Raw genomic sequence first — 15,831 nt, 5'->3', positions numbered from 1 at the left:
ATAATTTGTAGAAGATAAAGATAAAAAACTACGCTTCTTATGATAAATAATTGTATAATGGTTAAAACTCACCATTTCATCAAATTTTACATTTTAAGGTAAAAGAATGACCGCTGAAATTGGAATAAACAAAAAGGAATGAAAAGAAATTGCCCTTAAAGTTTTCACGAAAAAAAAGATTTTATTTATTATTTTTTATCTGCATTGTCTCCATGTTTATCATTTTTATGTTCTCCCATATGCCGTATGAAGAACAGGATATTAAGCCATTTTTACGAGATAAGATAGACCTGACAAATGTTCCATTCCCCTCTATAACATTTGAGTATGATGGCCAGATTATCTCTTCGGATTCTGACCCATATGGTTTTATCGAATTTTTATTTCGAAAAGCAGGGCATGTAATTGGTTATTGCCTCTTAACTTTGCTGTTATTTCTCACCCTGATGCAAACGAAAATCAAACGACCATGGGTGTATCTATTAAGTGGTGCTCTTTCTATTGCTTATGCATTAACAGATGAGTGGCACCAAAGCTTTGTTCCCGGAAGAACAGGCCATTGGCAAGACGCCATCATTATCGACGGAACTGGCGTTATATTAGGATTAGTCATTGGTTTTATAGGTACTATATTTTTTAAAAAGAGGAAAACGAAGGGAAGGTTTTAGGGATTCCTAAAGAAAGGAGAAGTGAAGTGATTGTACCAAGATAAAGAATTAACAGTAAGACCGATTAAGGAGGAAGATCTTTATCAGCTTTGGACACTGGCATTTAAAGAAGAAAATCCTGAATGGAAAAAATGGGATGCTCCGTATTATGCACATAAAGCATTAAGTTATGAAGGATTCTTAAAAACTCAAAAAGAGCGCTTCTTAGAAAGAGATGATTACTGGGCAATTGTTGTAGGGGAAGAACTAATAGGAACGGTTGGCTACTACTGGGAACATGAACCGTCCAAATGGTTAGAGATGGGAATAGTTATCTATAATCCAAACTACTGGAGTGGTGGATATGGAACGCGGGTATTGAAGCTATGGATCGACCATTTATTTAAGACTTTGCCATTAGTTCGAGTTGGATATACAACATGGTCAGGGAATGAGCGAATGATAAAGGTAGGAGAAAAGCTGGGCATGACAATGGAAGGACGCATGAGAAAGTGCCGCTACTATAACGGTGTATATTATGACTCCATACGGATGGGGATATTAAGAGAAGAATGGGAAGCATTTATAGACGGAAACAAATCAAATGCTGGAAAGATAAATAAATAAAAACAGTGCAAAGGAATATTATGTTAGGTAAAAGTAATATGAAAATTAAGTTCTCGTACTCATGCTTAACATATATTTTATTAGTATAATAGTAGAAAATCAGGAATAAAAGGGTAAATTGTATAGAAGTTACAGCATCACCGGAATTAAGTAGGCGTGGAAAATAACTGAATGGAGTGAGGTCCATGAAGAAAGAGGTTGGATACGTATTTTTCTGCCAGCATTGTGGATTGCCTCAACGTATTCCAGCGTTTGTGCTAAAAACATACTTATGTGATGACATCGTAAAACAATTCTATTGCAATAATTGCAGCCGAGAAAATCTAATTCCTTCTTATATAAAAAAGCTGAAATCAGAATTATAGAGCACATATATAACAAGGTCAAGTGGAAAATGCACTTGGCCTTTTTTCTATGAAATAATAGGTAGTTCTGCATCCACTCTTCTTAGAATCATTTCAAGGTGTGGAAAATTGAAAGAGCTTTTTCCATTTTTTTATGAGTAATTACCAATAAATTGTACAAACTATTTAAAGTAGAGAAATAACTCATGATGATGTGTGGACAAAAAATAGGTCTCTAACTTCGATTATTGGAGATCCTTAAACATGCCTCTACCTTCAATAATGGAAATTTTTTTAGAAGGAGATGAATAAAATGAACTACAAGGAATATTGGGATAAAATTAATGAAATAAATGGACAATTGCATTCTTTATATTCTTCCTATTGGGATAAATATTCAGATTTTGCTACATGGCAGTTTTGGATCATTCTTCTATCTTTATTAGTACCATTAATCATATTATATTTTATGGTAGACAGAAGGAGATTATTTGAAATATTATTCTTTGGCTATACTGTTCATCTACTTTGGGCATACATAGACCTTGCACTGAGTAGAACTAATTTCTTAACACATACCCACTTTCTTACACCGGTGCTTCCTAATGCATTAAATATTACAGGTTCCTTTCTGCCAGTAGGGTTTATGCTAGTGTATCAATATGCAACGAATCGCAAGAAAAACTTTTATATCCTAACCGTGTTATTGAGTGCTGTGTATACTTTTATATGCGCTAATATTGAAAAATCAATGGGCTTGGTAACGTTTCATGGAGGAATTAACGTTATTCATTTATTCCTTTTGGATTTATTTATTGTATTTGTAGCATATTGGTTTACTAGGTTATTGTTGAAATTTAGAATCCTCAAGAAAGACGAGCAGCAATAGCGTTTATTACTAGCGTGTATTTAAAAGGCACATGCTAGTTTTTTTTGCGTTCCAGAAGAAGGTAGGAAAGTGAAAAATCGAGAATTGCAGGAAAAACGCTATGGAAAAACTAAGATGTACTCCAAATAGAAGGGAGAAGCGAAAAAAGTGGCGTTCATTACCAAGATGAAAGCCAAAATAGAAGGGAGAAGCGAAAAAAGTGGCGTTCATTACCAAGATGAAAGCCAAAATGGAAGGGAGAAGCGAAAAAAGTGGCGTTCATCAGCAAAATGAAAGCTGAAACGGAAGGGAGAAGTGAAAAAAAGTGGCATTCATCAGCAAGATGAAAGCCAAAAAGGAAAGAAAATGCAAACAAAAAAGCATTCATTGCAAAGTTGAAACCAAAAATCATCGAAGAGCTAAAAAGAGTTAACAGCTAATCTCTCCTCACCTTCGAGGAAAACAAACAATGCATTTGAGGGAAAACGTAACGAGGTGTATACTTGCCAATGAAGAATGTTAAAGGGGGAATTATTTTGTTACAAAAGCCAAAGGCTATTTTTCTAGATATGGATGGTACTATTTTAAATCATCAGAATCAGGTAAGCGTGAAGACAAAGGAGATTATTGATGATCTACGCAAGGATGGTCTATTCGTATTCATAGCTACAGGGAGATCTTTTGATGAAATTGAATCTGTCGTGCCAGAAGGATTTGAAGTGGATGGATATGTTTCTTCTAACGGCATGGCTGGTTACATAGGAAAGGAACCTATTTTTCAGCATACTCTACCTTTAGAATTAGTGGATACCATTATTAAAAAGGCAAGAGAGAATAAAGTATATTATGAGTTATTTCCATATGGGGACTCTCGAATGACATTAAGTCAGGATAAAGAGTATGTTATACAAGAGATCAGAGACCCGAAACCAGAAAGCGTAGGTATTAATGAGTGGCTTTCTCGAAAAGAAGCAATCAGTAGAAAGATTGCTTGGAAGAACACGGTTGAAGGAAAAGAGTTTTCCAAGTTCTATTTTTTTGCTCGAACAAAAGAACATATTAATCAATGGAAACAGGTGTTAGAAGATTTAAGAAAAGAAATCGATTTTACAGCATCTACTTCGTCCGCCCATAATGTGGAAGTAATGGTTGCTAACGTAAATAAAGCCACTGGTATTAAAGAGATGTTAGAAAGATTTAATCTTTCAGCAGAGGAGACTATGGGAATTGGCGATAGTGATAACGATATCCAAATGCTTCAATTTGTTTCTATGCCGGTTGCTATGCAGAATGCTCCAGACCATATTAAAGAATTGGCAGCAGAAGTAACAGATTTAAGCTGTGATGAAGATGGCGTTTGTCATTTCTTAACATCTCGATTCAAATAACAGATACGGTTCACCATACTTATTCTTTGTTATTGTAAGTAAAAATCAAAACTTCCTTAAGGGACATCAGTCTAGTATTAGTGAGGATAATAGTAAAGGAAACAAACGGAATAAAAAGCAAAGTGATAAAACAGAAGAAGAAAGAAAGCCAGCTTTTAAAAAGCTGGCTTTCTTTCTTCTTAAAATACTTCGATTACAATTTTAATAAAAGTCAGCTATTTATTTGAATCCATCCAAGATGAGTCAGACCAGTTGGAAAACTTTTTAATTAGCTCAAGAATGAAGTAGTTAATCCATGTAATAACAGGAATGAAAAGTGGCAGCAAGGATAGAGGCGAATGACCAAAACCAAATAATCTCACTTCTTCATTAGAAATATATATAATCCATGTTAAACCTGCTAACACAACGCTATTCCCACAGAACGCAACGAATAGTGCCACCCATTTCTTCTGTGTTTTTGTGAGTGTAAAAATAGAGAGGACTGCAGAAAACAACAAAGATATAAATAGTAAGATAATGACCACTGATCCTTCCTCCATTGCTATTTTAGCTATAGTTTAGCATAAATTTCCTATTTTCTCCTTATAAATTAGTTAGAAAATTTACATTCCTTTACCAAAAATATAAAAAGATTAAATAGAGATGAAATAATCAACCATTATACTAACTATATTACTATTTAAATCTTCCGAATTTGTAATCTTTTACATAAGGAGTTTTGTCAAAATGAATATCACAGTGGCAGGTACAGGATATGTTGGTTTAGTGACAGGAGTTTGTTTAGCAGAGGTTGGTCACAAGGTAACTTGTGTAGATCAAGAGCAAGAGAAAATTGTTCTTCTGAATCTAGGAATTTCGCCTATTTATGAACCCGAGCTAGATACACTTATAGAAAAAAATTCACAGGCCGGAAAATTAACTTTTACAACTGACTATAACAAAGCCTATGCGCAATCAGATGTTATTTTCATAGGGGTTGGGACGCCCGAAAATGAAGATGGGTCTGCTAACTTAAACTATGTTTTTCAAGTAGCAAAGCAAATTGCCGAAAGTGTAAGGCGTGATTGTTTAATTGTCATTAAATCTACCGTTCCCATCGGGACGAATGACCGTGTTGAAACATACATAAAAAATCACTTAAAACATAAAGTTTCGATAGAGGTTGCCTCTAATCCAGAATTTCTTGCCCAAGGAAGTGCCATTAAAGATACACTGCATGCTTCACGAATTGTCATCGGGGTAGAAAGCGAAAGGGCTAAGAAGATTTTAACTTCTATTTATGAACCTTTTCAACAGCCGATTTTAACAATGAATCGTCGCAGTGCAGAAATGGTAAAATACGCATCGAATGATTTTCTGGCTTTAAAGATTTCTTTTATCAATGACATTGCTAATTTATGTGAATCAGTTGGTGCGAATATTGAGGATGTAACAAGTGGAATGAGTTATGATGAGCGCATTGGGAAAAAATTTTTAAATCCAGGCATTGGGTATGGTGGTTCTTGTTTTCCAAAAGATACGAAAGCCCTGCATTGGCTTGCAGAAGAAGAAGGCTATGTTTTACGGACAGTAAAAGCTGCAATTGAGGTCAATGAGAAGCAAAAATTTAAGCTGATTTCAAAGGCGCGGAATGAATTTTCCTCTTTCAATGGAATGAAAGTAGCAGTACTAGGGCTGACCTTTAAGCCTGGAACAGATGATTTGCGTGAAGCTCCTTCTATTCCCAATGTTCGCATATTATTAAGCGAAGGAGCAAAAGTACATGTCTATGATCCAGTAGGGGGAGATAACTTTAAAAAGCACTTTCCTACAGAGGTAGTCTATGAACAAACACCAGAGAAAGCGCTGGAGGGAGCAGATCTTTGCTTTATCTATACAGAATGGGCTGAAATTAAAGCAATAGATTTAACTATTTTAAAAAACAAAATGAACGTACCATTTATATTTGATGGAAGAAATTGTTTTTCCCTAGAGGAAGCAAGTAAGGCAGGTATTAATTATTTCTCCATTGGCCGACCAGAGGTTAGAGAGATAGAGGTTGAACCGATTAGAAGAGCAGCAGGAAGATAACGGTGTGTGGAATAAGAGAAATAGAATAACAACAAACAAAACTCTTCCTTTCTAAGGAGGGTTTTTGTCTGTTGTATAAAGAATAAGCACGTATGTAAATGATTTAGGACAGGGAGTGTGGCGAATTCAAACAGCTTGATAACCCCATCTCCGCCCCAAACTATTTTTTTGCATTGACTAAAGCTCTTATTGTTAGATAATAAAGATAATCGAAATTTTGAAAATTATCTTAATATGGAGTGCTTTTATGTTCTGGACAGAAAAGAAATTGGATGCACGAATCAAGGAACTAGAAAATTATCGCTATCGAGAATCAATTTCCTTGGACTCCTTTTCGATGCAATTAGATGAAGAAGGAGAGATTGGTGCGAGACCACCAGAAAATGGGGAATGGGCTACTATTCATGTCGGAGATCATTGGGCAGGAAGGGATCATTATGCTTGGTTAAAGACAGAGGTAGCAATCCCTATGAGCTGGAAAGGGAAACAGGTATTGGGCTATTTTGATTTTGGCATAACAGATGGTGGAACGAATTCAGGCTTTGAGTCTCTTTTGTATGTAAATAAGAAAATCTATCAAGGTGTAGATGCGAATCATCGGGAAGTTTTTCTCAAAGAGGAACATTGCGGCACAAATGTCAGCTTGATTTTTCGTTTGTGGTCTGGCTTAGAGGGTGGCGGTAAGCCGCGTATTCAGGAGCATAAGATAAAGAAGGCAGAGATTGCCTGGCTAGACGAAGCAACAGATGATTTATACTATACAGCCAAAGCAATGATCCAAACCATACATATTTTAGATGAAAACAGACCAGAGTATCAGACGATCCTAACAGCATTAAATCGATCATTTTATGAAATAGACTGGACAGAACCAGGATCGGATTTATTTTATCAATCTATTAACAAGGCAAATAACTATTTAAATGCAGCATTAGAAAAGATGGACAAGCATGCAGCTGTAACGATTCATGCAATTGGCCACACCCATATTGATGTTGCTTGGTTATGGCGCTTGAAGCATACTCGAGAAAAAGCGGCACGTTCCTTTTCCACCGTATTGCGTTTAATGGAGAAATATCCAGAATACTTATTTATGCAGTCCCAGCCTCAGCTATACGCCTATTTAAAAGAGGATTATCCGGAAATTTATGCCCAGCTGAAAGATAGAGTAGCGGAAGGAAGATGGGAACCAGAAGGCGGAATGTGGCTGGAGCCTGATTGTAATTTGCCTTCAGGTGAATCTTTGGTTCGGCAATTACTGCATGGAACGAGATTTTTGAAAGAGGAATTTGGGGTAACGAGTAAGTATCTATGGCTGCCAGATGTCTTTGGCTATAGCTGGGCATTGCCGCAAATTCTTAAACAAGCAGGAATAGAAACTTTTATGACGACGAAGATTAGCTGGAATCAGTACAATCGAATGCCGCATGATACCTTTCAATGGCGAGGCATTGATGGAACAGAAATTTTGACCCACTTTGTGACCACACCATATCCGAACAGCAGAGGCTGGGCTTATGACTATAATGGAGAAATGCAGGCAGATGTGGTGCAGGGAGCTTGGGATAATTATAAGGATAAAAATATTACGCAGGATTTACTATTGTCTTATGGCTATGGAGATGGCGGAGGGGGAGTAAATCGGGATATGCTGGAAATGAGAAGACGGTTTGACCGAATTCCTGGTCTGCCTGCTGTTAAATCAACTAAAGCAGGCGATTATTTTGATGCCCTTCATGAAAAAGTGAAGACCACAGATGAATATGTTCATACATGGGATGGAGAGCTCTATTTAGAATTTCATCGAGGAACCTATACCAGCCAAGCTTATAATAAAAGAAGCAATCGCAAACAAGAATTATTATACCGGGAGACAGAACTGCTTAGTGTTCTAGCTGGTGTATTATCCTCTGATTGGACCATTTATCCGCAGGAAGAGCTGCATAAAGGCTGGACGATTTTATTACGCAATCAGTTCCATGATATCATTCCAGGTTCTTCGATTCGTGAAGTATATGAAGATAGTCTATTAGAATATGAAGAAGCAGAAGGACTGGCTTATAAAGCACAAAAGCAAGTATTAACGAGAATAATCGATTCAGATGTCTCTGATCAGTTTACCGTGATAAATGACTCGTCATGGATACGTTCTGGATTGGTGGAGGTGCCAGTTAAACCTGGACTAGAAGAGGGAGAATGGTCATCAGAAAATGGAAAAGTACTGCAAGTTGAAAAAGTAAATGGAAAGTGGCTTATATTAGTGGAAGACGTTCCATCACATGGATTAGCTAATCTTTTATTTAAATCGTCTGAAAATCAAGGTGCAAATAAGCAGTCTGCTTTTGTGATAAATAATAATGGAATAGAGACACCTTTTTATCAAATTCTTTGGAATGAAAAGGGACAATTAACTCGTATATTTGATAAAAAGGCACAAAGAAATGTGTTAAAAGAAAGTCAGGTAGGAAATGTCCTGCAAGTATTTGAAGATAAGCCATTAAGATGGGAAGCTTGGGACATTGATATTTTTTATCAAGAAAAACATAAAGAGATTTCTACATTAGAGAAGATAGAAATAATTGAAAACAACTCCTTACGAGCAGTAATAAAATTTGTGTGGACATATCACCATTCGAAGATAGAACAGGAGGTAATTCTCTATGCTGAAAATCCTAGAATAGACTTTAAGACATCTGTTGATTGGCATGAACAGCATCAGCTATTAAAAGTGGCATTTCCTGTTGAAATTCGTTCAACGCAAGCAACCTATGATATTCAGTTTGGAAATGTACAACGACCAACTCATTGGAATACAAGCTGGGATTATGCGAAGTTTGAAACGGTTGGACACCAATGGGCAGATTTATCGGAGCAAGGTTATGGAATAAGTCTTTTAAATGATTGTAAATATGGCTATGACATCAAAGATTCCGTGATGCGTCTGTCCCTTATTAAGGCTGGTACTTACCCAGATTATTTACAAGATCAAGGAGCACATACATTTACTTATTCTCTTCTGCCGCATCAGGGTGATTGGAGAGAAGGGAGAACAGTCCAAGAGGCATGGGATTTAAATCAGCCATTAAAAAGTTTGGCAGGAAAGCTACAATCACAAGATTTTTCTTTATTCCAAATAGCATCTGATCATTGCTTGATCGATGCAGTGAAAAAGGCAGAGGATGAGGATAAAGTCATTGTTCGTTTACATGAATTTATGGGGAAAAGAGGAACAGTAGAATTAACCTCAGATGCTCCTATAAAAGGATGGCAGGAATGTAATCTTCTGGAAGAAAAAAATGGAGAGAAACAAGAAAATGAAATAATAACATTTGCCATAAAGCCTTATGAAGTTAAAACGTTTTTAGTGGAAATCTAAATGATTTAAGCAGACCCCACTTGTTAGCCTCGACAATTAAGGATCTGCTTTTTACTTTTCTATTAATCTATCATGTGAGGATACCTAAATGGTGTTAATGTAGAGCATTCTTCCTTATTTTTAAGGCATTCTCTAATTTTGTTAGATCTTTTTGGATCTCCTTTAAATCAGAATGGCATTGATTCAAGAGTTTCTGTATTTCTTCCCATTTATTATTTGATGGCATCTCTTACTCTCCTTACATATGGGTTATTAATACAAAATATGTGGAAGAGAAAAGATATATTCTTATGATAGTAACTTTCTTTTTGCAATGAATTTAAACTATAAATCTTTAAAACCGAGAATCAAAACTAGGCTGCCAATTTTGACAGCCTAGTCTATTTATCTTTAATATTTAAATGACTTGTTTTATCGATTTTTTCTTTCGCAAAGGCCATGCTTCTACTCCTCTAAGCCCCTTAATATCATCTCGAAAGAATACAGGTTCTTTTCCTAGTTTTCGTTGTTTCATATAATGATCAAGTGCTTTAAAGGCAATTGGCCCAAGAATTGCTATGGCAACAAGATTAATAAGAGCCATGATTGCCATCGTGAAGTCAGCTAAATCCCAAACAATTTGCAAACTAGCTACAGCACCAAACATCACCATTCCTAGAGCTATTACGCGATAGAAGATTAAGAACCCCTTGCTTTTACTAATAAACGACAGGTTAGCTTCCCCGTAGTAGTAGCAGCCAATGATGGAAGTAAAGGCGAATAGAAATATGGCAATGCCGAGAAATACTCCACCCCAAGCACCAAAATGCTCTGCCATTGCTGCTTGTGATAATTCAATGCCTGTTAAACCTGACCCATACGCATCTGAGGTAAGAATAATAAACGCTGTTGCAGAACAAACGAGTAAAGTGTCAAAAAACACTCCGAGGGCCTGGATAAACCCTTGTTTTGCTGGGTGGGATACAGATGCTGTTGCAGCAGCGATTGGATCTCCACCAATTCCAGCTCCGTTAGAGAATAGACCTCTTTTCACGCCATTCATAATAGCAGCAGCAATTCCGCCACCCACTACCTGTTCAATACCGAATGCACTTTTAAAAATTAATACTAAAACATGAGGAATCTCTGTAATATTGGTGATTACTACAAAGACTGCAAGGAGAATATAGCCTAAGGCCATAAAGGGAACGATAAGAGATGAAATATCAGCAATACGTTTAATACCGCCAAATACAACTAAACTTGTGAGAATGACTAAAGCAATTCCGGCAATGACAGGACTGATGCCAAATGAGTTTTCTAATGCAACTGCAATGGTATTACTCTGTACGGCATTGAAGGTAGTACCATATGAAAGAATCATCATGACAGCAAAAAGTGCACTCATCCACTTTTTGTTCAGTTGTTTTTTCATATAGTAGGCAGGACCACCTTTGAACCGTCCGTTGTCTTTTGCCTTATAAATTTGCGCTAGCGTATTCTCTACAAAAGAGCTAGCGCTGCCGAGAATAGCTACCATCCACATCCAAAATACTGCTCCAGGTCCTCCAATTGCTAAGGCAATGGCTACTCCTGCAAGATTGCCTGTACCAATTCGAGTACCTGCCCCTACGAAAAATGCTTGTAGAGAAGAAATTTGTTTTTTCTCTGTGTGTTCAGGTGGCTTCTCTTTTACCTTTAGTAAGCGGAACATTTCCTTTACATGCCTGATTTGTGCAAATTTAGATCCTATGGTGAAATATATTCCGAGGCCGAGCAAGACGACTATCAAAACATACCCCCACAGTACTGTATTTCCACTTGCGATTAACTTTTCAATAATATTCACGCAACCCCTCCCCAAAATTTTATGGTTTCGATTATCTCGAAAAATGTTGGTCCTGTCAAATAAAATTGGCCATTATCACTGTCAAAAAACACAAAAGGGAATTTTTGGGATGATATGTATCCCTTGTTATTACTAATATCGAAGCCAATTAACTAAATAATTAAATTTTTTAAAAAAATTTCGGATACTAAGGATAAATGGGTGTTTTTGTGGACCAGTATAGCGTCTAATTTTATCTGTATGCGTTAGTAAATTATTTTGTTAATAAAACATTTATTAATAGCCTATATCCCATTGAAAAAGAATAAAATCATCATCTTTGACAATTTTTACTTACTAATGGTAAGTTAGTTCTTGAAAACAATTAACTAATTAGTTGGAGGAAGAATATGTCTCATTTAGAAGAAATAATGAAAAGCCGTAAATCGGTAAGAGTGTATGATTCATCTCTTAAAATAGAAAAAAAGGAACTGGAAGAAATTTTAACATTAGCAACAAGTGCACCATCTTCTAGTAATTTGCAGTCTTGGAGATTTATTGTGATTCAAGATCAGGAACTAAAAAAAGAGTTAAGAGAAATTGGCAATAACCAAGCGCAAATAGAAGATTCCTCAGCGATTATTGCTGTGTTAGGAGATACAGAAGCTTATAGAAATGTTGAAGAAATCTATGAAAAAAATGTTTCCCTTGGCTATATGGATCAATCTATTGCAGATAGAACGGTTAATAATACGCTAAGTTTATATCCCAATCAACCAAAACAAACATTAGCACAAATTGCTAGCTATGATGCAGGCTTAATTTCCATGCAGATTTTACTGCTAGCAAAAGAACGAGGGTATGATACCGTTATAATGGGCGGTTTTGATAAAGATGCATTTGCGAAACGTTTTGAGTTACCAGAAAACCAATTTCCGATTACCCTTATTGCAATAGGAAAAGCAGCTACACCAGCTTTTAATACTAGCAGAATGCCGATAGAAAAAATTGCGAAATTTTACTGATTGAGAGAGAAAAAAGTGCCTTGATTCTAAAAAGAAAGAAGGCAATTTTTGGTTATTTTGTTTCGATTGCAGAGGTTTCACCAGCTATACGGCCAAATACGATGATGTCAGCAACAGCATTTCCACCAATTCTATTTCCGCCATGAACACCGCCAGTAACTTCACCTGCAGCATACAGTCCTTTAATGATATTTCCTTGTTTATCTAAAACATGAGTTTTTGTATCAATTTTTAATCCACCCATAGTATGATGTATACCTGGAGTTACGGGAATTATATAGTATGGACCTTCTTCTAATGTTTGAGTGAGATGGATCCTGTCAAATTCTTCGTCTTTTTTATTTTTAACGTATTTTGTATAATTTTTTAAAGTAGAAGCAATGGTACTGCTATCTATTCCTGCTGCCTTTCCTAAAGCTTCTATTGTTTCTCCCTTTATAGCATAGCCATCTTTAATATATCCTGCTAATGAGGCATTTTCATCAGCCATTTCTTGGTTTACGACGAGATATGCAACTTTATCTGTCTGTGCCAAAATGTTTTTCGAAACAACATCACGTGTCAATAATTCATTGGTAAATCTTTTTCCTTCTTTATTTACTAAAATGGCTCCGTCTCCGCGTAATCCTTCTGTAAATAAATAGCCTGTTTCTGGATCGGTTGTTGGATGAATTTGTATCTGATCCATATCTACAAGATCAGCCCCAGCCTTTTCTGCCATAGCAATTCCTGATCCTGTTGCTCCTGCATGATTTGTTGTTGAGAAACCTTCCAGATCTTTATTGTATTTAATAACCATTTCAGCATTTGCTCCAAAACCGCCTGTTGCTAAAATAACAGATTTTGCATTAACCGTGAAGGAATTCTTATTTTTATCGGTAGCTTTTACTCCTACAATCGCTCCATCTTTTTTTATTAAACTATCAGCTGTAGTATTTAATAAAATGGGAGTATTTAATTTTTTTAATTTATTGGATAGAACCTCTACAATAACAGGACCAACTGGTGATCCATCTGCTGGCTGATGAATTCTTGGGTTCGTTTGCCCACCAGATAATGTTACCTTTGTTAAACCTGCTCCCATATCATTTAGCCATTTCAGTGCATCAGGAGCATTATCTACTAGAGTTTGTAGCAGTTTTGGATCATTTAAGTTTTTGCCGCCTTTCATCGTATCGTCAAACCATGTTTGTTTGTCGTCTTTAATTCCATCCGCTTCTTGGTATTTGGTGCCTGCCACATTCATTCCACCTGTTGCTTTATTTGTGTTTCCACCAATGATAGGCATTTGCTCTAAAATGACAACAGACTTACCAGCTTCGCTAGCCTTCACGGCTGCTGCAAGTCCTGCACCACCTGCACCTACTATAGCGACATCAACATCTAAGTCTTCCTGCTTTTGCTCTTCTACAATGACTTTATTTGCAGCATCTTTTAAGGCTTTCATATCGGCTCCCGACTTTTCTAACGCCTTTGTAACAGCTTCAATAATTCCGTTACTAGATTCACTTGCGCCTGATACAACATCCACTGCTAAACTTTGTGAGGAGATAATATCATTGGTTAATTGAGTAGTTGCCCCATCACTAATACTGCCTGTTTCTCCGTCTGCACTGATTTCAATTTTCTCAATCTTATCTTTTGAAACTGTTACTGTAGCTTTAATTTCTCCTCCATGACCAGTGGAAATGCCTTCGTATGTTCCCGCTTTAAACTTTGCTTTTTCTTCTGTATTCGTATTGTTACTACAACCTGCTATTATCAGCATAAATATAGCTAGAAGAACAAATGCTATACTAGAAGATCTTTTCATAAAAATTTTCCCCTCTCTATATATATATTGTTCATTATTTCACAATGTCTATCATAAAGAACATGCTCAACTACTAGCTATCAAAATAATAATGTTCAAAATAAGTTCATAAGTATGTGGAGAATTTGTGAATCTTTAAAGGATAAGGAAATCGTACTTTTTGTAATTTATTTCTATTCGCGCTAAACTAAAAGAGAATTCGAAAAAGGAGTGTGGAAAGATGAATGTTGTTACATTAAATAATGGCTTAAAAATGCCTCAACTGGGGTTTGGCGTATGGCAGGTTCCAGATGAAGAAGCGGCTGTTGCTGTCAGCACTGCTTTTAAAGTAGGCTATACTTCCATTGATACTGCGATGGTATATCAAAACGAAGCAGGTGTAGGAAAAGCAATTAAAGAATCTTCTATTCCACGCGAAGAGTTGTTTATTACAACAAAAGTATGGAACAGTGATCAGGGCTATGAGAATACACTAAGAGCATTCGATGAAAGTTTAGAAAGATTAGGGCTTGATTACGTCGATCTTTATTTGATTCATTGGCCAACCCCACAATTTGATGAGTATGTGGATACATATAGAGCACTAGAAAAATTATATAAAGATGGCAGAGTGAAGGCTATTGGTGTTTGTAACTTTGAAATTGAACATTTAGAGCGCATTTTAAATGAATGTGAGGTTAAACCTGTTTTGAATCAGGTAGAATGTCATCCATATTTAGCGCAAAATGAATTAAAGGACTTTTGCGCAAAGCATGATATTTTTGTAGAAGCTTGGAGCCCGCTTGATCAAGGGGGAGAAGTTCTTCAGGATGAAGTCATCACACAAATTGCAGAAACAAAAGAAAAGTCACCAGCACAAGTAGTATTGCGTTGGCATTTGCAAAATAATACGATTGTTATTCCGAAATCAGTGACACCATCTCGCATTGAAGAAAATTTCCATGTGTTTGATTTTGAATTAACAGAGGAAGAAATGAAACAAATTAATGAGCTAAACCGCAATAGAAGAAAAGGTCCACACCCAAATGAGATGAATAACCGATAAGGAAAGAAAGGGAATAATGCTGCTATTAAATATAGCAGCACTATTCCCTTTTCCAGTTATATCTATTGGTATTAGAACGGGTTTGTTCCTAGTACTGTAGCTGTTTTTACATAGATTCTTGGATGCAGCTTTAATTGAGAAACAATCAGTTCTGCGATATCCTCTGGCTGCATGTATTTCTCTGCATCACCTTTGATTAAATCTGTTTTAACAGCAAGCTCTGTTGCAACTGTACTTGGTGTTAAGGAAGTAACACGAATATTATTTCTGCGTACTTCTTGTGCTAATGATTCTGTCATTCCGATTAAACCGAATTTAGAAGCACTGTATGCACTGGAAGTAGCAGCGCCATTTAAGCCATTTGTAGAAGAAATATTGATAATATCTCCGCCATTTTTTTCGATTAATTGTGGTAAAACTGCCTTTGTTACATAATATGGTCCCATTAAATTTACGTCGATGATTTGTTTCCATTCTTCTGGGTCCATATCTAAAAGAGATTGGAATTTACCAATTCCAGCATTATTGATTAAAATATCTGCTTTCCCTAGTTCGTTTGTTAAAGTAGAAATTGCTTGTTCTACTTCTTCTAAAGAGGATACATCAACTGTTGCATAAGCAGCTTTTACGCCAAGTGCTTCCACTTCTTTGGCTACTTCTTGTAATGCGCCTTCTGTACGAGCAAGTAAACCAATATTTACACCTTCATTTGCTAGTGCAACTGCTACTGCTTTTCCTATCCCTCTTCCAGCTCCCGTAATGAAAGCTACTTTTCCTTTTAAAGATTGTGCCATTAAAAGCAACTCCTTCCAATCATT

15 protein-coding genes are annotated in these 15,831 nt (G+C 36.3%); 10 read left to right on the top strand and 5 right to left on the bottom strand.

The genetic code is table 11. The features are described from left to right. Nucleotides 1–149: 149 nt before the first annotated feature. The 6 genes from NSQ92_RS18400 to NSQ92_RS18375 all read left to right on the top strand — a co-directional run bounded on the left by NSQ92_RS18400 (nt 150) and on the right by NSQ92_RS18375 (nt 3,874). Nucleotides 150–668: a VanZ family protein gene (locus tag NSQ92_RS18400; RefSeq protein WP_053215766.1), complete on the top strand. Its 519-nt coding sequence runs from the start codon at nt 150–152 to the stop codon at nt 666–668. Nucleotides 669–698: 30 nt separating this feature from the next. Continuing rightward, entirely contained in the window at nt 699–1,274 is a 576-nt protein-coding gene (locus NSQ92_RS18395) for a GNAT family N-acetyltransferase (protein ID WP_047943859.1), read from the top strand. Between the two features lie 185 nt (nt 1,275–1,459). Then, nucleotides 1,460–1,639 carry a hypothetical protein gene (locus NSQ92_RS18390; RefSeq protein WP_144544645.1) on the top strand — a complete coding sequence of 60 codons (180 nt, stop codon included), beginning with the start codon at nt 1,460–1,462 and terminating at the stop codon, nt 1,637–1,639. Between the two features lie 292 nt (nt 1,640–1,931). Then, entirely contained in the window at nt 1,932–2,507 is a 576-nt protein-coding gene (locus NSQ92_RS18385) for a hypothetical protein (protein WP_172859918.1), read from the top strand. Between the two features lie 147 nt (nt 2,508–2,654). Next, entirely contained in the window at nt 2,655–2,780 is a 126-nt protein-coding gene (locus NSQ92_RS18380) for a hypothetical protein (RefSeq protein WP_328004416.1), read from the top strand. A gap of 242 nt (nt 2,781–3,022) precedes the next feature. Further along, nucleotides 3,023–3,874: an HAD family hydrolase gene (locus tag NSQ92_RS18375; protein ID WP_341153297.1), complete on the top strand. Its 852-nt coding sequence runs from the start codon at nt 3,023–3,025 to the stop codon at nt 3,872–3,874. A 215-nt stretch (nt 3,875–4,089) separates the two neighbouring features. On the opposite strand, the gene NSQ92_RS18370 is transcribed toward NSQ92_RS18375, so the two are convergent. Further along, the gene (locus NSQ92_RS18370; protein WP_095329869.1) at nt 4,090–4,401 is read right to left on the bottom strand and encodes a hypothetical protein; all 312 of its coding nucleotides are present in this window, start codon (nt 4,399–4,401) and stop codon (nt 4,090–4,092) included. A 202-nt stretch (nt 4,402–4,603) separates the two neighbouring features. Here NSQ92_RS18370 and NSQ92_RS18365 point away from each other — a divergent pair, with 202 nt between their 5' ends. Both NSQ92_RS18365 and NSQ92_RS18360 read left to right on the top strand, forming a co-directional pair. Next, the gene (locus tag NSQ92_RS18365) at nt 4,604–5,947 is read left to right on the top strand and encodes a UDP-glucose dehydrogenase family protein (RefSeq protein ID WP_171509994.1); all 1,344 of its coding nucleotides are present in this window, start codon (nt 4,604–4,606) and stop codon (nt 5,945–5,947) included. 247 nt (nt 5,948–6,194) lie between these two features. Further along, entirely contained in the window at nt 6,195–9,323 is a 3,129-nt protein-coding gene (locus tag NSQ92_RS18360) for an alpha-mannosidase (protein ID WP_341153047.1), read from the top strand. Nucleotides 9,324–9,417: 94 nt separating this feature from the next. Here the strand turns inward: NSQ92_RS18360 and NSQ92_RS18355 are convergent, their stop codons facing one another. Both NSQ92_RS18355 and NSQ92_RS18350 read right to left on the bottom strand, forming a co-directional pair. Beyond that, a complete protein-coding gene (locus NSQ92_RS18355; protein ID WP_321198261.1) occupies nt 9,418–9,549 on the bottom strand; it encodes a hypothetical protein in 132 nt (43 codons plus the stop codon). Nucleotides 9,550–9,720: 171 nt separating this feature from the next. Further along, nucleotides 9,721–11,151: an amino acid carrier protein gene (locus tag NSQ92_RS18350; protein WP_144544651.1), complete on the bottom strand. Its 1,431-nt coding sequence runs from the start codon at nt 11,149–11,151 to the stop codon at nt 9,721–9,723. A 389-nt stretch (nt 11,152–11,540) separates the two neighbouring features. Between NSQ92_RS18350 and NSQ92_RS18345 the strand changes: the two genes are divergently transcribed. Further along, nucleotides 11,541–12,155, top strand: a complete 615-nt coding sequence (locus tag NSQ92_RS18345) for a nitroreductase family protein (protein ID WP_341153046.1) — start codon at nt 11,541–11,543, stop codon at nt 12,153–12,155. A 52-nt stretch (nt 12,156–12,207) separates the two neighbouring features. Here the strand turns inward: NSQ92_RS18345 and NSQ92_RS18340 are convergent, their stop codons facing one another. Further along, nucleotides 12,208–13,968, bottom strand: coding sequence for a flavocytochrome c (locus NSQ92_RS18340; RefSeq protein ID WP_341153045.1), 1,761 nt, complete (start codon nt 13,966–13,968; stop codon nt 12,208–12,210). A 220-nt stretch (nt 13,969–14,188) separates the two neighbouring features. On the opposite strand from NSQ92_RS18340, the gene NSQ92_RS18335 reads away from it, so the two are divergent. Next, nucleotides 14,189–15,013: an aldo/keto reductase gene (locus tag NSQ92_RS18335; protein WP_047943869.1), complete on the top strand. Its 825-nt coding sequence runs from the start codon at nt 14,189–14,191 to the stop codon at nt 15,011–15,013. Between the two features lie 71 nt (nt 15,014–15,084). On the opposite strand, the gene NSQ92_RS18330 is transcribed toward NSQ92_RS18335, so the two are convergent. Next, on the bottom strand, nt 15,085–15,807 hold the full coding sequence (locus tag NSQ92_RS18330) for a 3-ketoacyl-ACP reductase (protein ID WP_123258284.1): 723 nt from the start codon (nt 15,805–15,807) through the stop codon (nt 15,085–15,087). Nucleotides 15,808–15,831: the final 24 nt, after the last annotated feature.

Origin of the sequence: Niallia sp. FSL M8-0099, assembly GCF_038006945.1 — a bacterium.
Taxonomy (GTDB): Bacteria; Bacillota; Bacilli; order Bacillales; family Cytobacillaceae; genus Niallia; species Niallia circulans.
This window is presented reverse-complemented; position numbering and strand designations above follow the sequence as displayed.